Below are 22,684 nucleotides of genomic sequence, written 5' to 3'. Positions count from 1 at the left end.
GCACCCGTCACGCCGCCCCCTCACGCCTGATGGTCGCGTGCCGGGGGCGGCGGGCGGGGCGGAAACCGTCAGATGGCCGCTTCCCCGGCCGGCGCCGGGGTCTCCGCGTCCGCGCGGTGCGCCCGGATCTTGTGCCCGACGCTGGTCAGGCAGCGACCGCTGGCCAGGTCGAACTTCCAGCCGTGCAGCTGGCAGGTCAACTGGTCGCCGTCGACGATGCCGAACCGGCTCAGGTCCGCCTTCAGGTGCGGGCAGCGCCGCTGCACCACCCAGCCGTCGAGCGTGATGTCCTCGGCGTCGACGGCCCGCTCGTGCTCGTCGTACCAGCCCTCGGCGTACTGGAGACGCTCCTCGGAGAGGCACTTGAAGAAGGCGTAGACGAACTCGTTGTACTGGCCGATGCGGGCCGCCGAGAAGCGGCAGGACAGGAAGAGCGAGTTGACCCAGTCGACCTCGCCGATGTGCAGCAGGTGCTCGATGAGCGCCCGCTCGGTACGGAAGCGGTAGCGGACCTTCTCGTCCGCGTACGGCCGCACCTCCTTGCCCGGGAAGTCCACCACGATCGACTCGACGCTGTCGCCGTCGTAGCCGACCAGGTCGAAGCGGACCGGACCGCCGACGCCCTTGGCCAGGTAGATCGACTCGTCCAGCAGCGGCTCGATCCGGCGCTTCATCTCACCCAGCACGTCGACCTCGGGGTGCCGCCAGGACGCCTTCTCGGCCTCGATGACCGGGCGCTTGCGCTCCCGCATCTCCTCCAGGTGGGCGACCTTGTTCGCGAAGAACTCCTCCACCGGCACCGGGTGTGTGGTCGTCGCGCCCTCGGTGGTGATCTCCGAGACGCTGCCCGGCAGCAGGACGATGCCGTTGGTGCCGCCGACCTTGGCGTACTCGGAGAGGAACACCGACTGGTCGGGGAAGATGTTGCCCTCGTCGCCGAAGATGTCGTTGAACTGCCACAGCTCGTCGTCGAGGAAGCACGGCGGACCGGCGATCGGGAAGACGTGGTCGGCCTTGAGGTCGTCGATGTACCGCCAGGTGCGGTCGAACTGCCGGTCCCGCTTCTGCTTGCCGAACGCGGTCTTCGCCGCCTGCGGCAGCTCGTAGACCATCGGGTACCAGATCGCGCCGGAGAACTGCAGCATGTGCGCGTGCACGTGGCCCAGCTCGGCGAAGACGCTCAGGTCGGTCGGGCGGGCGTCGTTCTGGTTGAGCAGCCGGACGCCGTCGTACTCGACCCAGAGCGAGGAGTCGCCGATCGGGCCGTCGGTCGGGCTGGTCAGCGCCTGGATCATGATCTTCAGGCCGCCGGGCAGCTCCACGACCTGCTCGTTCGGGGCCTTGAGGAACTTGGTGAAGCCCAGCTCCCGGAACTCGTCCTCCATCTCCGAGGTGGGGAACTCGGGGAGCAGGACGGTGGCGTCCTTCGATACGAAGTCGCGCAGGTGCTTGGCGTCGAAGTGGTCCCGGTGCAGGTGCGACACGTACAGGTAGTCGACCTGGCCGAGGGTCTCCCAGTCGAGCAGGGAGTTGTCCGGGAAGGGGAACCACGAGGCGAAGTAGGCGGGATTGACCCACGGGTCGCACAGGATGCTGCCCGCGGCCGTGTCGATCCGCATGCTGGCATGGCCCGTACCGGTCACTCGCACCGCAGTCCCCCTCAAAAAGGCATCAGGTGTACGTCAAGACGCTACCGGAGGCAGTGTGCTCGCCGTCCCGCGACGCCGGTAGTGCCCAACCGCCCCGACCCGGACGGGACCTAAGGCCCGGGTCACGCGACAACAGCGCTGTCGCCCGCCCGGGTCGTCCAGCGCACCGGAGGCCGGACCCTGCGCCGGGGCCGGTTGGGGGCGTGCCAGACTGATCGGAGATCCGATCGCGAGGGAAGGACCGACAGTGGCAGGAGACGAGCCGGTAACCGCGCCAGATCAGCACAAGCCCGGGCACCGCAAGTCCGGACGGATCGGCGCGGTGCTGTCGGCGCTGGTCTTGGTTCTGATGGCGTTCTGCGGGATCGAGGAGGGCCGGGTGGAGCACATCTGGCTGTTCGGGATCGCCGGGCTGCTGATCGCCATCGTCATCGGCGACGCCGTGCTGCGCCGCAACGGCCTGCGGTCCTGACGCGCGGCGCCCACGGTACGCGGAAGGGCCCACCCCTCGCGGGGTGGGCCCTTCGTCGTCGGGTGACCGGGCGGGTCAGCGGCCGAGCAGGATGTCCTGCACGTCCTTGAGCGCGGCGTCGACCTCGGCTTCGAAGTAGCCGCCGGGCACCAGCCCGAAGCGCAGCGTGTCGAGTTCCTTCGGGTTCACCGGCATCGGGTTGCGGCCCTGCATGCCGCCGAGCAGCGTGTCGAAGAACCGGTCGACCTGGTCCGGGTCGTACCCGCTGCCGAACCGGCGGACCTGGAAGCTGCGCCGGATCTGGTCGACCCGGTAGAGGTCGCTGCCGGGCGGGCCGGCCATCGGCGGTCCCACCATGGGCGGGCCGGCGACCGGTGGGGTCACCAGCGGCGGGCCGGTCATCGAAGGGCCGGGGCCGTAGCCCTGGTCCGGCGGCCCGTAACCGGGCTCCGGCGCGCCGTAACCCTGCTGCGGCAGTGCCGGCGGGCCACCGGGGCCACGACCGCGCAGCTCACGCTCGGGCATGCGGATCTCGGCGGTCATGTCGGCACGCCCGCGCCGACCCGCCTCGAAGCCGTCGAAGCGCTCCTCCTGGCCGTACCCGCCGGGACCGCTGTCCTGGCCGTACCCGCCGGGACTGCTGTCCTGGCCGTAGCCGCCCGGACCGCTGTCCTGGCCGTACCCGCCAGGGCCGCCGTCCTGGCCGTAGCCGCCCGGACCGGTGTCCTGGCCGTAGCCGCCAGGGCCGGGCGGCAGGCCGCGCGGCGGCGGGCCGCCGTGCCCGATCGGCGCGCCCGGACCCATCGGGCCGGGGCCGCCCGGGCCACGCGGGCCGTCGTAGCCACCGCGCGGACCGTCGTACCCGCCGGCGAACGCGCCGGTCGGCTCGTCGTAGCGGCTGGCGTAGCGGTCGGCGGGCGGGCCGGGCTGGGCCGGCATCTGCCGGGGCGGCATCGGCGGCTGCGGCACCGGCGACATGCCCCGGTCGTCGCGCATCGGCGGGCCGAGCCGGTCGGCCACCCGGGGGTCGCCACCGCGCCCGGCGGGGGCGCCACCGCGCTCCTCCAGCTCGGCGAGCTGCCGCTCGACCCGGTCGAGGTGCAGGTCCACCTGCCACTCGTCGTAGCCGTTGAAGCGGACCCGGAAGACGACGTCGTGGACCTCCTGGGAGGCCACGGGCGCGCCGACCGGCTGACCGGCGAGTGTCGCCTCGACCCGGTCCAGGAAGGCGTCGACCTCGTCGACCTTGTATCCCCGGCGGAGCGCCTTACGCCGGAAACGCTGACCCTGACTCGCCACTATGTCTCCTGGTCTCGTACCGCTACGCCGTTGCCGCGCGTGAGTCGCCGTCCGTGTCCCCGGCGGCGGCGAGTTGGCCACACGCCCCGTCGATCTCGCGCCCCCGGGTGTCCCGCACGGTGGTCGACACCCCGGCGTCGCGCAACCGCCGGACGAACTCCCGCTCGACCGGCTTCGGGCTGGCGTCCCAGCGGCTGCCCGGAGTCGGGTTGAGCGGGATCAGGTTCACGTGGGCCAGCTTGCCGGCCAACAGCCGCCCGAGCAGATCTGCTCTCCACGGCTGGTCGTTCACGTCCTTGATCATCGCGTATTCGATGGACACGCGACGCCCCGTCGTGGCCGCGTAGTCCCACGCCGCGTCCAGCACCTCGGACACCTTCCAGCGCTGGTTGACCGGGACGAGTTCGTCGCGCAGCTCATCATCGGGGGCGTGCAGCGACAACGCAAGGGTCACGGAGAGGTCTTCGCTGGCCAGTCGCCGGATCGCCGGGACCAGCCCGACAGTGGAGACGGTGATGTGCCGCTGCGACAGGCCCAGACCCTCCGGCGCCGGAGCGACCAGCCGGCGGATCGCCGCCACCACCCGCGAGTAGTTGGCCAGCGGCTCGCCCATGCCCATGAACACCACGTGCGACAGCCGCGGCGGCGAGCCGGCCACCGCGCCGGACGCGGCCACCCCGGCCAGGTAGACCGCCTGGTCGACGATCTCCGCGGTGGACAGGTTGCGGGTCAGCCCGGCCTGGCCGGTCGCGCAGAACGGGCAGGCCATGCCGCAGCCGGCCTGGCTGGAGATGCAGACGGTCACCCGGTCCGGGTAGCCCATCAGCACGCTCTCCACGAGCGAGCCGTCGTGCAGCCGCCAGAGCGCCTTGCGGGTCGCGCCGTCGTCACAGGCCAGCTCGCGTACCGGGGTGAGCAGGGTGGGCAGCAGCGTGCCGGCCAGCCGCTCCCGGGTCGCCGCCGGCAGGTCGGTCATCCGCTCCGGGTCGCGCACGAGGCGGCCGAAGTAGTGGTTGGAGACCTGCTTGGCGCGGAACGCCGGCTCGCCCAGCTCGGTGACGAGCGCCTGCCGGCCGGGCAGGTCCAGGTCGGCGAGGTGGCGCGGGGGCATCGAGGGTCGGCGGCCGCGGGCGTCGGGGTCTACGGAGATCAGCGGGAGACTCGTCATGGCGCGTCCAGTCTGACACGCTCCCGCCCGGACGCACCCGTCCGTACGTGTCGAATCGCCCCCGGCCGCCCGGCCCGCCACAGGTCGCCGCCGTGACGCATGCCTCAGTTCACCACCGGGACGAACACGGCGAGCAGCAGGTAGGCCACCGGCACCGCGAACAGGACCGAGTCGAGCCGGTCCATCAGACCGCCGTGCCCGGGCAGCAGGTTGCTCATGTCCTTGACGCCGAGATCCCGCTTGATCATCGACTCGGCGAGGTCGCCGAGCACCGCGGAGACCGAGATCGCCATCCCGAACAGCGCGCCCCACCAGGGCGCCACGTCGAACAACGCCCACAGCAGCGCCGCGCTGCCCGCCCCCGCGGCGGCCACCGAGCCGGCGAAGCCCTCCCAGGACTTCTTCGGGCTGATCGTGGGCGCCATCGGGTGCTTGCCGAACGTCACCCCGGCCGCGTACCCGCCGGTGTCGGAGAGCACCACCGCGACCAGCGTCACGAGCACCCGCAGGTGCCCGTCGCCCGGCGCCGCCGCGAGCATGGCCGCGAACCCGGCGAGGAACGGCACGTACACCGCGATCAGGGTGGCCGCGGTGAGGTCGCGCTGGTAGTTGCCCGGCCCGTCACCCAGCCGCCAGATCATCGTGCCCAGCACCGTGACCAGCAGGCCGAGGCAGAGCGCGTCCGGGCCGGCGAACCAGGCCAGGCCCACCATGATCACGCCGCCGGCGACCAGCGGCGCCAGCGGCGGGTGGGCGCCGCTGCGGCGTACCGCCCGGGCCATCTCCCAGATGCCGATCCCGACCGCTGTCGCGAGCACGGCGAGGAACGCCGGCATGAAGAAGAACAGCGGCACCACCACCGCAGCGCCGAGGGCCACCCCGACGCCGATCGCGGCCGGCAGGTTGCGCCCCGCCCGGGACGTCTTCGGCACGACGGTCGGCGGTCGCTCCGCGCTCGCCCGCCGCCGTCCCCGGCCCCGTCGGCCGGTTTTTGGCTCGGGCTCGGGCTCGTCGCGTACCGCCGGGATCTGGTCGGTGGGCTCGTCGCGCACCGGCGCGATCTGCGCGGTCGGGTACTCGTCGTCGCGGACCGGCTCACCCCCCGGGCCGCTGTGCTCCGGCCCGCCGGGCCGGCCGCGGTCGCCGGCCTGCGGTCCGTCGTACCGGCCCGGTCCGTCGTTGTGCCGCGACGTCGTCGGGTACGGCCCGGCGTACGTGTTGTCGGGGCCGGCGTACGTGTCGTACGCGTCCGGGCCGGTGTAGGTGTCCGGCTCGGCGGGGTGGGCAGGCGCCGCCGGACCGGGCCGCCAGGGGCCGGGTTCCAGGTCGGTGTCCGGCCAGGGCAGGGCGGGGGCCGGACGGTCCCAGCCACGCGGCTCGGTGCTGCCGTAGGGGTCGGGGTGGGACATCACGCACCGGCAGCCGGTACGAGAGCCACCACATGACGCAAGACCAAAACCATCCCCTACCGGCGTGAGACTTCCTGTTGACCGACCGACGGCCGGGCGACCCCCGCCGTTCACCCCGTGGTGGTCGGGAATCGTGCCGAGCCTACTGCACCCGCCGGAGCCCTGAGGGTGTGCGCCGCCGGGCACGACGACGGCACCGGGCCGCCGCCCGTGCGGGCGACGGCGGCGGTGCCGTGCGGGGTACGCGCGCGCTCAGACTTCGAGCAGCTCGCTCTCCTTGTGCTTGACCAGCTCGTCGACTCCTGCGACGAAACGGTGGGTCAGGTCGTCCAGTTCCTTCTCCGCGCGCCGGCCCTCGTCCTCGCCGACCTCGCCGTCCTTGACCAGGCGGTCCAGCTCTTCCTTGGCCTTGCGGCGGATGTTGCGGACGGCGACCTTGGCCTCCTCGCCCTTCTGCCGGGCGACCTTGATCATCTCCCGGCGCCGCTCCTCGGTCATCTGCGGCAGGACGATGCGGAGCTGGTTGCCCTCGTTGTTCGGGTTGGCCCCGAGGTCCGAGTCGCGGATCGCCTTCTCCATGGCGCCCAGCTGCGAGTTGTCGTACGGCTTGATGATCACCATGCGGGGCTCGGGCACCGCGATGGAGGCCATCTGCGGCAGCGGGGTCGGGCTGCCGTAGTAGTCGATGACGATCCGGGAGAACATGGCGGCGTTGGCGCGACCGGTACGGATCCCGCCGAACTCCTCCTTGGCGTGCTCGGTGGCACGCTCCATCTTCTCCTCCGCCTCGAGGAGGGTGTCGTCGATCACCGGTCTCCTCGCCTCCTTCTGTCGCTCGTCGTGGGTAGTGCGGGTGCCGCCGTGGCAGAGGGACCGCTTGTCGATCCGGCGGGCCGGTCAGGCGGTGATCAGGGTGCCGATCTTCTCACCGGTGACGGCCCGGACGATGGTGTCGTCGCCCTGGGCGCCGAAGACCAGCATCGGCAGGCCGTTCTCCATGCAGAGGCTGAACGCCGCGGCGTCCGCCACCCGCAGGTTGCGGCGCAGCACCTCGGAGAAGGTGATCGAGTCGAGCTTGCTCGCGGTCGGGTCGATCCGGGGGTCGGCGGTGTACACCGCGTCCACGCCGTTCTTGCTCATCAGCACCACGTCCGCGCGGATCTCCAGCGCCCGCTGGGCGGCCACGGTGTCGGTGGAGAAGTACGGCATGCCGGCGCCCGCGCCGAAGATGACCACGCGGCCCTTCTCCAGGTGCCGGATCGCCCGCAGCGGGATGTACGGCTCGGCGACCTGGGCCATGGTGATCGCCGTCTGCACCCGGGTCTCGATGCCCTCCTTCTCCAGGAAGTCCTGAAGAGCCAGGCAGTTCATGACCGTGCCGAGCATGCCCATGTAGTCGGCGCGGGCCCGGTCCATGCCCCGCTTCTGCAGCTCGGCGCCGCGGAAGAAGTTGCCGCCGCCGACCACCACCGAGACCTGCACGCCGCGGCGTACCACTGTGGCGATCTGCCGGGCGATGCCCTGCACGACGTCGGGGTCGACGCCGATCGCGCCGCCGCCGAAGACCTCACCGGAGAGCTTCAGCACCACCCGGCGGGACCGACCGGGAGGAGGCGCGGTCGGATCCTCCATCGCCAGGCTCCGGTCACTCACAACCTGCGTCATCCGCCCCGCCCCTTCTCCCCGCGCATCGCGCGAGCGTCGCGTACGTGCCCTTGCCGACCCTATGTGACGAGGAGGCCGCGGTGCCTGTCGCGTACACCGGCGGCCTCCTCGTCGACGTTCTCCCCTGTGCCCGGGCCCGGAAGGCCCGGCGCGGCGGCTCAGGCCTGGCCGACCTCGAACCGCAGGAAGCGGGTCACCTCGATGCCGGCGTCGGCCAGCACCTGCTTGACGGTCTTCTTGTTGTCGGCGACCGACGCCTGCTCCAGCAGGACGAAGTCCTTGAAGAAGGCGTTGACCCGGCCCTCGACGATCTTCGGCAGCGCCGCCTCGGGCTTGTTCTCCTCGCGGGCGGTCTGCTCGGCGATGCGCCGCTCCGACTCGACGGTCTCGGCCGGCACCTCGTCGCGGGTGAGGTACTTCGGCCGCATCGCGGCGATCTGCATGGCCACGGCGCGCGCGTCGGCGTCCGCCGCCTCGTCGGTCTTACCGGTGAACTCCACGAGCACGCCGACCGCCGGGGGCAGGTCCTGGCTCTTGCGGTGCATGTAGACAGCGGTGGTGCCGTCGAGCTTGGCGAAGCGGTTGAGCACCAGCTTCTCGCCGATCTTGGCGGACTGCTCCTGGATCAGGTCGGCCACGCTCTTGCCGTCGATGCTGCTGGCGAGCAGCTCCTCGGCGTTGGTGGCGCCGCTGGTCACGCCGTGCTCGACGAGCTGCTGGGCCAGCGCGATGAAGGCGTCGTTCTTGGCGACGAAGTCCGTCTCGCAGTTGAGCTCGAGCAGCGCCTGGCCGGAGTGGGCGACGAGCCCGTTGGCGGCGGTGCGGCCGGCCCGCTTGCCGACGTCCTTGGCGCCCTTGACGCGCAGGATCTCGACGGCCTTGTCGAAGTCGCCCTCGGCCTCCGTCAGCGCCTTCTTGGAGTCCATCATGCCGGCGCCGGTGAGGTCGCGGAGCTTCTTGACGTCCGCGGCGGTGAAGTTGGACATGACTCTCTCTTCGGTGTCAGTGAGGTGGTCTGGGGTGCTGGTTACCCGGTTCCGGGCCGGTGCTGACCCGGCGTACCCGTCGCGCCCCACCGCCGGGGATCCGGACGGTGGGGACGCGACGGCGAGATCACTCCGCGGCGGCGGTCGCCGGCTGCTCGGCAGCGGCGGGTGCCGGCTGCTCGGCGGCGGGCTGCTCGGCGGCGGGCGCCGGCTGCGCGGCGGCGGGCTGCTCGTCGGCCTTCTTCGGCTCCTCGAGCAGCTCGCGCTCCCACTCGGCCAGCGGCTCGTCGGCGGCGACCTGGCCGGCCTCGGGCTTCTCGTCCGCGCCCCGGTTACGGCCGGAGCGGGCGATCAGACCGTCGGCGACGGCAGCGGCGACGACCCTGGTCAGCAGCTCGGCCGAGCGGATGGCGTCGTCGTTGCCCGGGATCGGGAAGTCGACCTCGTCCGGGTCGCAGTTGGTGTCGAGCACGGCGATCACCGGGATGCCCAGCTTGCGGGCCTCGTCGACGGCGATGTGCTCCTTCTTGGTGTCGACGATCCAGACCGCGGCCGGGAGCTTCTGCATGTCCCGCAGACCACCGAGGGTCTTGGTGAGCTTGATCTTCTCGCGGGAGAGCTGGAGCGTCTCCTTCTTGGTGTAACCGGCGGCGGTGCCGCTCAGGTCACCCAGGGCCTCCAGCTCCTTCATCCGCTGCAGCCGCTTGTACACGGTCTGGAAGTTGGTCAGCATGCCACCGAGCCAGCGGTGGTTGACGTACGGCTGGCCGACCCGGGTCGCCTGCTCGGCGATGGCCTCCTGGGCCTGCTTCTTGGTGCCGACGAACAGGATGCTGCCGCCACCCGCGACGGTGGTGCGCACGAACTCGTACGCCTTCTCGATGTAGTCGAGCGTCTGGCGCAGGTCGATGATGTAGATACCGTTGCGCTCGGTGAAGATGAAGCGCTTCATCTTCGGGTTCCAGCGCCGGGTCTGGTGCCCGAAGTGCACACCGCTTTCCAGCAGCTGACGCATGGTCACGACGGCCATGGTGGGTTACTCCTACTTTGTCCCTGGTTGTCCGTCCGGTCGGCGACCGGACGCCTGGCGCCCGATCGCCGGCCTGGGTGGGCCCGGATGAAGAACCGGGACCAGGGAGACCGTCGCCCCACGGAGGAGACCGTGGAGAGGGCGCGCGAGGTCGACCGCGCGAGGCGGTCGCCAGTCGACCAGTGTACGCGCCCTGTCCGCCGCACGGCCCACGGGTGCAGGAGGCCGGCTTGGTCGACTCCTTGATCGACTCCAGCGCGGCCTTGATCGACGCCAGTACGGCGAAGTGGCGGCGTCAACCTGTCGGTGACACCGCCACTCCGGCGTACTCGGGTCGGTGGGCTTTCCCTCGCTCAGCCCGCCGCGAGGGCGGCGGCGAGGAAGAGGACCAGCCCGACGGTCAGGTAGGCAGTCGGCGGGCGCAACCAGCCCCGGCTGCCGTCAGCGAGCGCCAGCCCGCCGGTACGCAGCCCGTACAGGCCGGTGCCGAAGATCGGCAGCCCGACCACCAGGAACATGCCCACCACCACGTGCGACGTCGACACCGGGTCGCCGAACAGGCCGTGCAGCAACACCCGCACCGCCGGCACCTCCAGCACCAGCACCATCACCGCCAGCAGCACCGCGAGCGCCGGACGCCGGGTCCGGTACACGCCGTCACCGGGCGGCGGACCGTCCGGTCGGGGCATGAGTGCCGGCATCGGGCCGGTCGGCATCTCCAGCGGGTTCGGGGTCGCCGCCGGCTCGGCCGGACCAGCCGGGCGCTCACCGATCCGCAGCGGAGTCGCCTCGCCGGGATTGAGCCGCGCCGCGGCCGACGGGTCCGCCCCACCGGTCGCCGGCGGCTCGCCCGAACGGCCGGTGTCCACGATCGGGTAACCGCCGAGCGGTCCCGGACGAGCCTGGCCGGCAGCGGCGCCGAGGGCCAGCGCGTTACCGCCGCCGCGCGGGTCGGCGTTGTGAGCGGCCAGGCCGTACGGGTCGCCGCCGGTACGGGACGCGTCGTCGGAGGCCGGGGCGCCGAGCGGGCTCGCCGGCACCGTGCTCAGCGGGTTGCCGTGCGCGGCGGTACCGAGCGCGTCCACACCGCTGCGGGACACCGCAGCGAGTGGGTCGTCCCCACCGAGCGGGGTCGCCGACTCGCGCGCCGCGCGCCGGCCGGCGCGCGTCCCGGGCAGCTCACCGGAGACCTCCGGGTCGTCCGGGCGCTGCGACCGCCAGCTGCTCGTGTCGTCCACCAGCGGGTCGGCGGCGGAGTACCGGCCCGGCTCGGCGTACCGGCTCTCACCGGCGCGCTGCTCCGGCGTGCGGTAGTCGTCGTCGCGGTAGCGGGGCTCACCCGCGGCGCGCCAGTCCGACTCGTATCCGCGGTCGCCCCATCGCGACCCCTGCTCATCCTCGGGATAGCTCCGTCGTCCGTCCACGACGGGCACGGTATGCGACCGGCTCCAGCCGCGCCATTCGGGTCACCTCGGCCGTCAGCCCAGCTCAGCGGGACGCCCGCAGGCTGCCGCCGGGGCACAGCGGCGGCGGGCGAGCATCAGCGACGCGGTGGTGTCGACTACTGGACCAGAGACCGGACTTCCTCCACCGAGGGATACGTCTCGAAGACCGGACTGCTCGACGGAAATCCTTCGGGAAAGAAGGGCAGCCGCAGCCCGCCGACAAACACTGCGTGAAGAAACGATGCGATACCACCCTCGAAGCTCAACCATTCCGAGCGACTTGAGTTGTTGATCGCCAAACTCCAGGAGTCCGATTCTCCGGCTGACGCCACCACCCATGAGACGACGTCACCGTCTTCGGTGCGAGCAACCGGTTGAAGCCGGTCAGGAGCGTGCGGAATCACTCTCCCCGTTTCGATCTGAGCTCGTATCCGCTCCCGGTACTGCGCACCGAATGAGCCCAAACGGATGGGCTCGAACGGGGATTTGGGCTGCAGCACGTGCAGATAGCCATCGAAGCAGCCCGGGCCGTAGGCGTCGATGACCAACCTGTAGTCCTGCGGCACGGCGAAACCCAGCCGACGGTCGAGTTCATCCCATTGGTCGAAGCGGGACGAGCGACCTGCCGGCGGCGGGACGGCCGCCAGCAACTCCTGGAACTCGGTCACCAGTCCTCATCCCCAACGCCAAACATTCCGGCCGGATTCTTGATTTCAAACGGATCGATTCGTAAACCACCGCTTCCATAGGCGCTGATTTCCAGAGCCCGCGGAATGAGCGAATCACCGTCGTACTTCGGGACAACATTGTACTGGACCGTCTGGCCGCCGTTGACCGCGTCGTAGATGGCCTGCTCGATGCCGTCGCGCATGATCGGCGAGTTGACCGGGTCCTGCGTCAACGGCACCAGGTTGTGCTTGTTTCGCTTGCCCCCGAGCCGGTCGGCGAGCAGGTGGCCCCGACCCAGGTTGAGAAGAGTGCCCTTGCCCTTCGGGAAGCCGGTGATCGACAACCCCTTGGGCGGCTGACCGGTGTCGAGCATCCCCTTGTTGATCGAGGCGTGGACCCCCGTGGGCCGGTTGAGGCCGTCGAGCTTCCCGTACTTGACGCTGCCGCCGTGGTCGTAGAAGTCACGGTTGCAGTTGTGCACGAGAACCGGCGTCTCGTCGGCGAACACATAGTAGGTGTGGATGTCGGCGACCGTCAGGTCACGCATCTCCTCGTCGCCGGCGAAGTTGTCGACAGCGACGACGGTGACCTCGCGTCCAGGTCCGCCACCACCCATGCCGGCGCCCGTGCCGTCACCCTCCAGCCGCTTGTCGTCGTGGACGAGCAGCCGGTGGCCCACGGCGAGCTTTGCGGCGTCCACCCAGGCGCTGTCGGTCGCGTCCCAGAACGGGTGGTGCTGCGTGGTCTTCAGCACCGTCGTCTTGCCGGTGCCGTCCTTGACGGTGACGTCGGTGAGGTCACGGTCCCGGTTCTGGTGCAGGGCGGTGACCGGCTTCGCCGCCGTCCGCCCGACCTCGGGATCGGTCGCCGCGACCTTGTCCCCCAGGGCGACGTCCTTGATCGCCTTGCTGGACCCGTCGGCCATCAGCACCCGGGTCGACGGATCGAAGCTGTGCGGGGTGGGACACCCCTCGCCCGACCTGCTGGACGAGGAGTTCGCGCCTGAGCGCGGCCGGGCGGCCGGGTTCGGTCCGCCCGCGCCGTGCAGGTCATTGCCGCGACCCAGCGACGGCAACTTCCCGCCGAGACCCGGGGCCCGGCTGGCCCCGCCGGCGAGCATCTTGCTCGCGCCGCCGGTGAACTTGCTGATGCCGGCCGACAGCGCGCCGTCCAGGCCACCCTCGATCATGGTGCCGGCGAGCCCGCTCCAGGAGAACTCCTCGTCACCCCGGGAGACGTCGACCATGTAGCCGGCGCCGGAGGACATGGCCCCGGCGACCGCGCCGGCCAGGATGAGACAGCCGACCCCGGTGGCGCAGAGCGCGCCGACCGCGACAGTGGCGGCGATCGCCACCGCTGCCGTGGCGACGAACTTCCAGGGATCCTTCTTGATCGCCGCCACTGTGGATTTCACGCTCGCCACGGCGCGTTTGACCGTCTTCTTGGCGGCCTCCCGCACACACTTGGAGGTGCCCTTCTTCAAACAGTTCTTCGTGGCGTTATAGGCGTCGGCGACCTTCTGGACCTTCTTCTTCGCCCAGCGTTTGGTCGAGTCCCAGGCCACCCGGCCGGCCTTCTTGATCTTTTTCTGGACCTTCTTGGCGCCCTTCTTGACGTCCTTCCACGCTTTGCCCGAGGCGACGTAGTGGTAGGTGTTGACGGTCGCGCGGTACGTGTTGACTGCTGCCTTGTAGGTGTAGTTGACGACCTGTTGCGCGGCCGCGACCGGGCGGGTCACCACGTTGACGACGGACTTCCAACTCGGCAGGCCCCAGTGACCGGTCGGGTCGGTGGTGGTGAGCGGGTTCCCGTCGCCGTACTGGAAGCGGTTCGCGGCGATGGAGTCCGGCATGGGGTCGTTGGCGGCGGTGTCCCGGGTGTCGAACTGCCCGGTCGCCGGGTTGTACCAGCGGGCCAGCATGTTGACCCGGCCCGTGGCCGAGTCGGTCCACTCGGACTGGTAGCCGAGGTTGCCGAGCAACCCGGCGCCGGCGACGACATTGCCCAGGGGGTCGTAGGTCCGGGAGCCACTCAGCGCCGTGCCCGTGGCGGTGAACTGCCCCACCACGTCGTCGTGCTGGTCGGTCCACGTGTAGACCGAGTTCGCGCCGTTGCCGGCGCCGGTGGCCAGCAACTCGCCGTTCGTTCCGCGGGTGTACGTGGTGCCGGAGTCCTGGGCCAGGTCGTTGCCGAGCCCGCTGTAGCGGAAACCGGGCTGGATCGCCCGGCCGAGCGCGTCGTAGGAGTAGGTGCTGGTTCCGGTCGGGGACTGCTGCGACAGCACCTGTCCGTACGCGTCCGCGACTGTGGTGAGGACGCCGCCCCCCGATGACGTCTGCCGGAGGGTGCCCCGCGCGGTGTAGGCGTACGTCACGCCGTCGCTGGCCGTCGCCAGTTGGTTGCGGGCGTCGTACGTGAAGGTCCGGGAGCCAGCTTGGGTCCGGTTGCCGGCGCCGTCGTAGGCGTACCCGATGGTGGTGCTGCCGTTGTTCCAGGACGTCAGCCGGTCGGCCAGGTCGTAGGTGTAGGTGTTCGAACCCGACCCGGCGAAGCCGGTGGTCACCTTCGACGTCTCGTTGCCGTTGTTGTCGTAGCCGTACGTGATGGAGGCCAGCGTCGTGGTGCCCGCGGCGTTCTTGAGCGTGTCGGTCTTCAGCCGTTGCAGGTAGTCGTAGCCCAGCGTCCGCACGTTGCCGGACCCGTAGGTCATGGTGGCGATCTGCGACATGACGTTGTAGCCGACCGTCAGGTTGACGCCCGTCGTGGTGTTGGCGGCGGTCCGCAGCCGGCCCGCCCCGTCGTAGCCGAACGTGGTGGCGCCGGCCGCGTCGCTCCGCGAGGTGACGTTGCCGTCGCGGTTGTACGCGTACGAGACGTTGTCCTGCGGGCCGGTGATGGACAGCGGGAGGCCGCGGTCGTCGTACGTGATGGTGTTGGTGCCGGCGGGAACCGACAGCGACGTGATCCGGCCCGCGTCGTCGTAGTCGAAGCTGCGGCTCGCGGTGGCCGCCTCGGCGCCGCTGCCGGTCTGACCGGTCAGCCGGCCGAGGTCGTCGTAGTCGTTGTGCACCCGCACGCCGCCCGGCGCAAGCTGGTCGGTCACCCGGCCGGCCGCGTCGTAGACCAGGCTGAAGGTGCGGTCGGCCGCGTCCGGGAACGCCGGGGTGGCCGGCTCGATCTGGGACTCCGGCTTGCCCCACGAGTTGTACGTGGTCCAGAACGCCAGTGCCCGGCCGTTTGTGAACCTGGTGCGGTTGCCGGCCGCGTCGTAGCCGAACGAGGTCTGGATCGACGTGGTGGGTGTGGTCGGCTGGGTCTCGCCGGTCATCCGCCCCATCGCGTCGTACGTGAACGTGGTCGTGGTGGTGCGGGCGTCGGTGGCCGAGGTGAGGTTGCCGTTGTCGTCGTAGCCCGCCGATTGGGTGGTGAGCACCGCGTTCGCCGGATCGAGCTGCTGCACCCGGGTCTGCCGGCCCGCGCCGTCGTACGTGACGACCTGCTTCGTCGAGTCCGGGTTGGTGGTCTTGACGACCTGCCCGAGACCGTCGTACTCCAGCAGCGTGACGTTGTTCGCGCCGTCCTTGACGCTGATCGTCTCACCCGCGGAGTTGTAGCCGTACGAGGTGACCACGCCCTCGGGGGTGGTGGTCTTCTGCAGCCAGGGACCGGTGCCGTACGCGCCGGTGCCGTAGTCGTTGACGCTGGTGTTGGTGGCCGGGGTGGGTTGGCGGACCACCTCGCTGCTGGTCAGCGTGCGACCGAGCATGTCGTAGGTGGCGGTGGTCTTCGCGCCCGTCGCGTCGACCGATTCGAGCAGGTCACCGACCTTGTCGTAGAGCGCGGTCGCGGACCGGCCGGTCGGCCCGGTCACCTTCGTGACGTTGCCGAACATGTCGTACTCGAAGGCGGTGGTCTTGTCGAGCGGATCGGTGCTGGCGATGACCTGGCCCAGCTTGTCGTAGGTCGTCACGGTGCGGGCGCCCACGATCGGGGCACCGCCGCCGGGCGGCGTGTAGTCGGGCAGGATCATCTGGTGCGGGCGGCCCAGCGCGTCGACCCGGCTCTGGGTGACGTTGCCGAGCGGGTCCTGCACCTCGACCTGCTCGCCGAAGGTGTTGTAGCCGATTCGGCTGACCGGGCGGGAGTTGACCGTCTCGGCGCCGTACGACTCGGTGGTGACGGCGGGCGCGACAGTCTGGACGGCCTGGTCCGCCTCGTCGTAGTCGTAGTTGGTGACGTTGTTGAGCGGATCCTTGACCGCGGTGGTGAGACCACGCTTGTCCACCGTGTTGACGGTGGTCATCTCGTTGGTCCACAGCGCCGCCGCGGTCCGGCCGTTGCCGCCGTTGTAGAGGGTGGACACCTCGGCGGTCGACAACGCCCGCTGGTAGGCCTGCACGTTGTCGACCGAACCGACGAACGTGCTGCCGCCGGTGCTCCACGAGTTGCCACCGATGGTCATTCCGGTGGCCGAGGCGAACGGGGTGGGGTTGGTGACCGAGGTGCCGGCGACGTTGTTGACGTACAGCGACATCCGCTTGGTCGCGGCGTCGAACACCGCCACCATGTGCACCCAGGTGTTCGCGGCGACAGCGGTCGCCGAGGTCGCCGAATAGGTGGTCGACGGCGAGGCGACGTCGGTGGCCGGAGCGCTGAACGCCCACTTCGCGAGGCTGCTGTTGTACTGGAGGGAGAACGCGGCGTTCTTGGTGCCGCCCTGCCCGAGCGCGGTCTGGGTGGCGGTCAGGTTCCCGGCCCGGACCCAGGCCGACACCGAGTACGAGGCCGTGGTGTCCAGCACCTTGTTCGGGGTCCGCATGTATCCGGCGGTGGTGAACGTCGCCACGCCGCCGCTCGTGGTCACGTCGGATGCGCGGAACTCCATGTCGTTGTGCGACGGGGAGGAGTCGTAGCTGATGAACGGGCGTAGAGCGAGGAAGCCGGCATTGTCCTCGTAGCTGGTCTCGTCGAGCTTCCACCAGCCCGCCGGTCCGCTGTCGGCGCTGCGGCCCACGCTGCTCGACGTGGGCCGGCCCATCGGGTCGTAGCCGGTGCGGGTGGTGCTCAGCACCGTGCGCTTCGCGCCCGACATGGTACGCGTCGCGGTGACGCGGTCGTCGCCGTCGTAGGCGTACGTGCTGATCCGGTCGACACCGTCCGGGCTGACCCTCGACGAGATCACCCGGCTGGCCGGGTCGTAGAGGTAGCTGGTGGTGGTGGCGCCGTTGTTCTCCTTCTTGACGGCGAGGTTGCCGGCCTCGTCGTAGGTGTTCTCCTCCAGCACCTGCGTGGTGGTGCCGTCGGTCCGGCTGACCTTCTTCAGCTTGCCGTCGCTGTAGTAGTCGTACTTCGTGGTCCAGTTCATCGCGTCCGTCTCGGACGCCAGGTCGCCGTTGGCGTAGTAGGCGCGGGACAGGATCTGCGTGGTGGTGCCGTCCTTGCCGGTCAGCGTGGCGGTGAGGACCTGCCCCTCGCCGTCGTACGTGGTGCGCAGCCGGCGCAGCACGTCACCGCTCGGGCAGGGAGACGACGGCGCGGGGTTGCTGTCACAGGTCGTCTCGGTGGTCTGGTTGCCGTAGGCGTCGTACTCCTGGAGCGTGACGACGCCGACCGGGTCGACCACCTTGACCAGCCGGCCGCGCTCGTCGTAGCTGTTCGTCACGGTCCGGCTGGCGTCGCCGCCGGTGAGGTCCTGCTGGGTGCGGGTCAGCACGTTGCCGTCGGCGTCGAACGTGTCGACGGTGCGCAGCGTGTGCACCGCGCCGGTCACCCGGTTGGTCACCGCCGGCTCGGTGGACTCCGTCACCTGCCCGTCGGCGTCGTAGCGGAACGTGGTGACCAGCCCGGCCGGGTAGGCGTCCGAGATCACCTTGCGGCTGATCGCACGCCCGAGACCGTCGTACGCGAACTCGGTGACCAGCCCTGCCGCATCGGTGATCTTGACGACGTCGCCGGCAGCGTTGTAGTCGGTCCGCTGGACCGACCCGGCGGCCGAGGTGGTGGTGAGCGGCAGTCCGGGCGGGGTGACGCCTCCGCCAACGGCGGGCGTGGTAGCCGTCGTGTACGTCATCGACACGGTACGACCGGCCGGGAAGTCGGCCACCGGTGGCGACACCATCGAGGTGCGGTTGCCGGCGGTGTCGTAGGTGAACTTCGTGCGGTAGCGCTCGTCCTTGTCGTTGCGCGAGCGCGGATCCCGGATGTCGGTGATCTGGTCGTTGCGCGCGTCCGGCGTGAGCTGGGTGGTGGTCGCGTCGGGCCAGAAGCTGTAGTAGGTGGTGTCGCACTCGCTGAGCTCGTCGTTGTGCGGTCGCGCGCAGGTGGTCGAGCGGATCGTGTTGCCCCGCACGTCCTTGCCGGACTCGGTGAGTTGACCCAGCGGGTCGTACTCCACGGAGGCGAAGCCGCCCACGTCGTAGCCGTAGCTCGTGGTGTTGCCGAGCACGTCGGTCTCGGCGATCAGCCGGTTGCCGTTGACCAGGTCGAAGTAGCGGGTGGAGACCTTGTTGCCCGGGTCCGTCACGGTCACCTTGGAGACCGGAGTGAGGGTCGGGCCGGTGGTGTCCGCCGTCGGCGAACCGACCGCCTTCGACGCCTCGTAGTGCGCGTTCACCTGGGCGGCGGTGAGCAGCTTGTCGTAGAACGCGAACTCGGCGATCTCACCGGTGAAGTAGCTCGTCGCTCCCGACGACCCGGCCAGCCCGGAGGTGTTGCCGACGCCGATGTACGCCGGCCCGCCGACCCCCTGTGCCGTCTCGGTCTTGCTCGCCACGAGCTTGTTGTCCAGGTAGAGCGCCTGGGCATAGGGCCAGTGCTTGCCCAGCACGACGTGGTGCCACTTGCCGTCGTTGACCTTGGTGCTGCCCGAGGTCATCGTGATCCCGGTCCGGTACTGCTCCAGGCCGCCGCGCAGCACGCCGTCCGACCCGACGTACAACGCAGGAACGTTGTACTCCCCCGAGGGCGTGCTCCCGATGCTGTACAGCACGCCGCTCTTTGTGGTGCCGGCCGGGATCCGGAACCACATCTCCACCGAGGCGGGGTAGTCCGTGGTGCCGACAGCGGTGTTCCCGGTGCCGCTGAGGTACGACGAGGTGCCGTTGAACCTCGCGCCGAACCGGTCCGGGAACGGGCTCGTGGTGTTCGGCTGCGAGGTGTCGAACGTGACGTTGTGGTACTGCATCGAGCCGCCGACGACCTCGTTCACCGCCTGGGCCGGGGCGTCGATGTCACCGAGGCGGAAGTAGTCGCGCGCGCGGGTGCCGAGGACTGCGGAGACGTAGCCCTGGCTGGACGAGATGCCCTGCGGCACACCGATCTTCCAGGTGCCGCCGTTCTCGTCAGTGACCTGGCTGACCCGGCCGGACACCGGGTCGTACGTGACCTGCGCCTGGACCCGGCCGGCCTCGCTGGTGATCTTCGACAGCGAGGGGGCAGCCGTGCGGCCGCTGTTCCACATCGCGGTCACGGTGCTCGCGGTCACGGCGGTGTTGAACATCGCCACCTCGGCGACGGAACCGTTGAAGAACGAGGCCGTACCTGTGGTGTTCGGCTGCGCGGGCCACGCGCCGCCGAGGAACCCGGCGCCGACGTAGACGTTCGGCACGCCGCTGAAAGCCATGTTGATGGCGCCGGTCAGCGTGCCGGCAACCGAGCCGTCGAGGTAGAGCGTCTGGCTGCCGCCGTTGCCGGCGAGCACCACGTGGTGCCAGCGGTCGTCCGTGACCACCGCCGCCGAGGCCATCGCCGACGCCGGGCTCACCAGGTACTCGCCGCGCAGCTTGCCGTCGGTACCGATGTACAGCGCTGGGACGTACGCCTTCGTCGTCGTGGCGCCCGGCGTGACCAGATCGTCGGAGTAGCCGAGCAGCACCCCACCGGCCGTGCTGGTCTTGAACCAGAGGCTGACCGACTGGTACGACGCCTCGTTGATCGCCTTCTGCCGCAACTGCACGCTGGAGGTGGTGCCGTTGAACCCGGCCGCCGTCGCCGACGAACCCGCGAGCGGGCCCGGCGAGCCGAGAGTGACGTTCGTGTACGCGGCGTTGTCCGCGCCGTCGTTCGACAGCACCGTGCTCATCGCGCTGGTCGCGCCGGCCGGCTCGTTCAGCCTCCAGTACGAGTACGGCCCGGCGTTGAGCGTGGTCGCCTCGTACTGCGAGGAGGTGGTGTAGTCGTACCGGGTGCAGTCGGTTGTCGTGCCCGGCGGGCACACCGTCCTCAGCAGATCCTTGTCGTAGCTGTACCGCCAGGTCAGACGGGAGGCCGTGTCACCGGCGGTCACCGGGTCGGAGGTCACCTGCGTGACGTGCGGATACCCCGCGTCGGCCGGGGTCGACCAGCTGACCGCCAGCGTCCGGCCGGACGAGACGGAGGTGAGCAGGTCGACCAGCCCGTTCGCGTCGTACCGCAGGGTCTCCGCGCGCCCGGAGGAGTCGGCGATCCGGGTCAGCCGGTAGACGCCACCACCGACCGAGCGGGTGAACTCGTACGCGGTGGCGTCCTTGTCGGTCAGCGAGTAGCCGCCGGTGATCGGCTTGAACACCGAGAATCGGCCGGACGGGGGGACGAAGACGCCGTTCGCGTTGCGCCCGAACGCGACCTCCTCACCGGAGGGATAGCGGACCGCGACGGTCTGCACCGCGCCGGAGGCGTCGGGTTGCTCCCGCACCTGCATGTCCAGCAGCGACGACCAGCCCTGACCGAACGCGCTGTCGGCCCGTACGTCCCGGCTGTTGTAGTCCCGGGTGATCGACAGCGCCGGACCGGCGGTGGCGACCTCGGCGTCGCTGTCCGAGGTGGTGTAGTTGCCGGTGCTCGGCTCGAACCCCTTGCCGCCGTTCTGACCGAGGTCCGCGCTGATCATCGGCTGCGGAACGGCAGTGGTGAACGCGTACGCCACCGGTGTGGCAGGCGCCGTGGAGGACCAGTCGCTGACCTGGACCGTGTAGGTGTAGGTCTTGCCCCAGGACAGCGCGCCGGCGGGTACCTTCCACACCCCGCTCGTCACCCACCCGGAGGCAGCCACCTGCGTGCCGGCGGAATCCTTGACCACGAACGTGTAGCGCAGCCCCTTGTTCGGCCAGGCATCCGAGTCACGGCCGCTCGCGGCCAGCTCCGGGGTCAGCGTGGAGACCGTGTAGTTGTCCGCCGGGTACCGCACGTCGATCTGCGGCGCGACGTTGTCGGTGTAGGTGACGTCGATGAACGGCGTACAGGAGATCGTGCCGTACGTGGAGTGCGCGCAGTTCAACGGCGAGTTCGCCGAGGTGAACCGCTTCCAGGCCGTGGAGTCGGTCTCGCTGGCCTTGATCGCCAGCCCGTAGGTGCCGGCGCCGGTCACCCACTCGTTGACCTCGGTGGCGTTCAGCGGCACCGAGACCCACGTGCCCACGTTCCGGGTCTTGGCGGTGTTCCCGCAGGCAGCCGTGTTCGAGGGTGAGGCGTTGCCGATCGAGGCGGACAGGGTGGGGAACGTGCCGAACTTGACGGTGGAGGCGGCCCAGTTCTGCGTCACCCGGTAGACGTCGAACCGGCGGGCGACACAGCCGGTGCCGACGCCCTGGTAGCTCATGAAGATGTTCAGGTCGGCCGCGCTGAGCCTCTTGCCCGCGTAGGTGCTGCCGAAGGTCGAGAACGGCAGCAGGGCCCGCGCCTTGCCGGTGGCGGTGCCGTCGAAGGTGCCGGCGGCCACATTATCCTCACCGGAGCGCTGGGTCTCCGTGACGTCGGACTGCACGTACGTGTCACCGGTCGCCGTCTTGATCGTGCCGGTGGACGGGTCGAGCAGCACCGGGAACTTCCGCTTCGGGTCGCGCAGCCACGCGCCGTCGATCGTGACCTTCAGCGCCTGCCCGGTGCCGTGCGGGACGAGGGTGTAGCGCACCGAGTGCGAGATCGCACCCGTGCCGGACGCGTCCACGCTCGCGTCCTCCAGGTAGCCGACCGGCATCCGGGCCGCCTCGGTGCCGTCCGCCCGGAGGAACACCGCGTCGCCGTCGTCGTCGATACCGGCGGTCAACCCACGCAGGCGCAACGGGTAGACGTACTCGGTCGGCGCCTTCGCCGAGTGCAGGACCAGCGTTTCCTTGACGTCGGTTCCGGTCACGGCCATCGTGACGTCCACGTCCGGCAACGCGCGTTCGTAGGTGAGTTCGTTGCCGTTCACCCGGGCGGTGGGCGCAACGGCGCCGGCCAGGTCGAAGCCGAGGCTGCGATCGTCGTCGAGCGTCAGGTCGACCAGGGGTTGCCCGGGCTCACCGGAGGCGGCGAAGGTGACACCGAGAGGATGCGCCTTGACGCTGAAGCGCCCGTCGGGCCGCCGGACGATCGCCGGGTCGATGGAGCGCCAGGTGCCGTCGGCGTCGCGCCAGTTGACCGGCCGCTGGTAGACGCGCCGGGTGACCGACCCGTCGGCGTTCTGGAAGACGTCTGACGTGGTGGTCGACGCCGCAGGCAACCGCTTGCTGGTGCGGGGCTGATAACCCTGCCGTCCGGGACCGGTCTGGCGCACCTGTCCGGCCGGCCGGTGGGGCTGGAAGCGGGGCAGCTCCCCCTTGGCCCGCTCGCCGCTGGGCCGGGCGCGGTCGCGCGCCGCGGCGACGTAGTGCCCGCCGGGCGCCCGGCCCGCTTTCTGCTTCGGGGTGGGCGGCTCGGCGCCCCACGACGGACGCAGCGACAGCATGTCGGTGAGCCAACTGGTCGGCCATCCGTTTCCGGCGGCCGGCGGCAGCGGCTCACGTGGTGCTGCGGTGAGCAGCGCCAGCGCCAGGATCAGCACTGTCGCGACCCGGCGCACGCCGCTTCGCACAGAGATCTGCCTGGCCGCCGTCGGGCGCAGGGCAGGATCGTATTGACCGCCCATGGCAGCCTCCCCCGTGGTAATCGAACCC

General features: G+C 70.5%; 12 protein-coding genes. 1 reads left to right on the top strand and 11 read right to left on the bottom strand.

Translation table 11 applies throughout. The annotated features are described in order from the left end of the window. Positions 1 to 68 precede the first annotated feature (68 nt). The gene (locus tag FHU28_RS10045; RefSeq protein ID WP_116504689.1) at positions 69 to 1,649 is read right to left on the bottom strand and encodes a Rieske 2Fe-2S domain-containing protein; all 1,581 of its coding nucleotides are present in this window, start codon (positions 1,647 to 1,649) and stop codon (positions 69 to 71) included. Positions 1,650 to 1,896: 247 nt separating this feature from the next. Between FHU28_RS10045 and FHU28_RS10040 the strand changes: the two genes are divergently transcribed. Beyond that, positions 1,897 to 2,121 (top strand): hypothetical protein, encoded by a 225-nt coding sequence (locus tag FHU28_RS10040; RefSeq protein WP_073830336.1) that lies wholly within the window; start codon positions 1,897 to 1,899, stop codon positions 2,119 to 2,121. 75 nt (positions 2,122 to 2,196) lie between these two features. Here FHU28_RS10040 and FHU28_RS10035 read toward each other — a convergent pair whose 3' ends face one another. From FHU28_RS10035 to FHU28_RS09990, 10 genes are all read right to left on the bottom strand, one after another. Beyond that, on the bottom strand, positions 2,197 to 3,420 hold the full coding sequence (locus FHU28_RS10035) for a DivIVA domain-containing protein (protein WP_184683081.1): 1,224 nt from the start codon (positions 3,418 to 3,420) through the stop codon (positions 2,197 to 2,199). A 22-nt stretch (positions 3,421 to 3,442) separates the two neighbouring features. Continuing rightward, positions 3,443 to 4,588, bottom strand: coding sequence for a dual-specificity RNA methyltransferase RlmN (gene rlmN / locus FHU28_RS10030; protein ID WP_184683079.1), 1,146 nt, complete (start codon positions 4,586 to 4,588; stop codon positions 3,443 to 3,445). 104 nt (positions 4,589 to 4,692) lie between these two features. After that, positions 4,693 to 5,997, bottom strand: a complete 1,305-nt coding sequence (locus FHU28_RS10025) for a phosphatidate cytidylyltransferase (RefSeq protein WP_184683077.1) — start codon at positions 5,995 to 5,997, stop codon at positions 4,693 to 4,695. A 252-nt stretch (positions 5,998 to 6,249) separates the two neighbouring features. Next, positions 6,250 to 6,807 carry a ribosome recycling factor gene (gene frr, locus FHU28_RS10020; protein WP_184683075.1) on the bottom strand — a complete coding sequence of 186 codons (558 nt, stop codon included), beginning with the start codon at positions 6,805 to 6,807 and terminating at the stop codon, positions 6,250 to 6,252. Positions 6,808 to 6,894: 87 nt separating this feature from the next. Further along, positions 6,895 to 7,662 (bottom strand): UMP kinase, encoded by a 768-nt coding sequence (gene pyrH / locus FHU28_RS10015; protein WP_221453160.1) that lies wholly within the window; start codon positions 7,660 to 7,662, stop codon positions 6,895 to 6,897. Between the two features lie 158 nt (positions 7,663 to 7,820). After that, complete coding sequence (gene tsf / locus FHU28_RS10010; protein ID WP_184683073.1) at positions 7,821 to 8,648, bottom strand: translation elongation factor Ts; 828 nt, start codon at positions 8,646 to 8,648, stop codon at positions 7,821 to 7,823. 127 nt (positions 8,649 to 8,775) lie between these two features. Beyond that, positions 8,776 to 9,678, bottom strand: a complete 903-nt coding sequence (rpsB, locus tag FHU28_RS10005; RefSeq protein ID WP_184683071.1) for a 30S ribosomal protein S2 — start codon at positions 9,676 to 9,678, stop codon at positions 8,776 to 8,778. 353 nt (positions 9,679 to 10,031) lie between these two features. Further along, positions 10,032 to 11,111 (bottom strand): hypothetical protein, encoded by a 1,080-nt coding sequence (locus tag FHU28_RS10000; protein ID WP_184683069.1) that lies wholly within the window; start codon positions 11,109 to 11,111, stop codon positions 10,032 to 10,034. 128 nt (positions 11,112 to 11,239) lie between these two features. Next, positions 11,240 to 11,791, bottom strand: a complete 552-nt coding sequence (locus FHU28_RS09995; protein WP_184683067.1) for a hypothetical protein — start codon at positions 11,789 to 11,791, stop codon at positions 11,240 to 11,242. Beyond that, a complete protein-coding gene (locus FHU28_RS09990; protein ID WP_184683064.1) occupies positions 11,788 to 22,602 on the bottom strand; it encodes a LamG-like jellyroll fold domain-containing protein in 10,815 nt (3,604 codons plus the stop codon). Before FHU28_RS09990 ends, FHU28_RS09995 begins: the two co-directional genes overlap by 4 nt. Positions 22,603 to 22,684: the final 82 nt, after the last annotated feature.

The organism is Micromonospora echinospora (assembly GCF_014203425.1).
Classification (GTDB): domain Bacteria; phylum Actinomycetota; class Actinomycetes; order Mycobacteriales; family Micromonosporaceae; genus Micromonospora; species Micromonospora echinospora_A.
Note: the sequence above shows the minus strand (reverse complement) of the source record. Positions and strands in the feature narration are given on the sequence as shown.

Coding starts and splice junctions, on each gene's coding strand:
- pyrH (WP_221453160.1), bottom strand. CDS start 7,662: ATGACGCAGGTTGTGAGTGACCGGAGCCTGGCGATGGAGGATCCGACC.
- rlmN (WP_184683079.1), bottom strand. CDS start 4,588: ATGACGAGTCTCCCGCTGATCTCCGTAGACCCCGACGCCCGCGGCCGC.
- rpsB (WP_184683071.1), bottom strand. CDS start 9,678: ATGGCCGTCGTGACCATGCGTCAGCTGCTGGAAAGCGGTGTGCACTTC.
- FHU28_RS10025 (WP_184683077.1), bottom strand. CDS start 5,997: ATGTCCCACCCCGACCCCTACGGCAGCACCGAGCCGCGTGGCTGGGAC.
- tsf (WP_184683073.1), bottom strand. CDS start 8,648: ATGTCCAACTTCACCGCCGCGGACGTCAAGAAGCTCCGCGACCTCACC.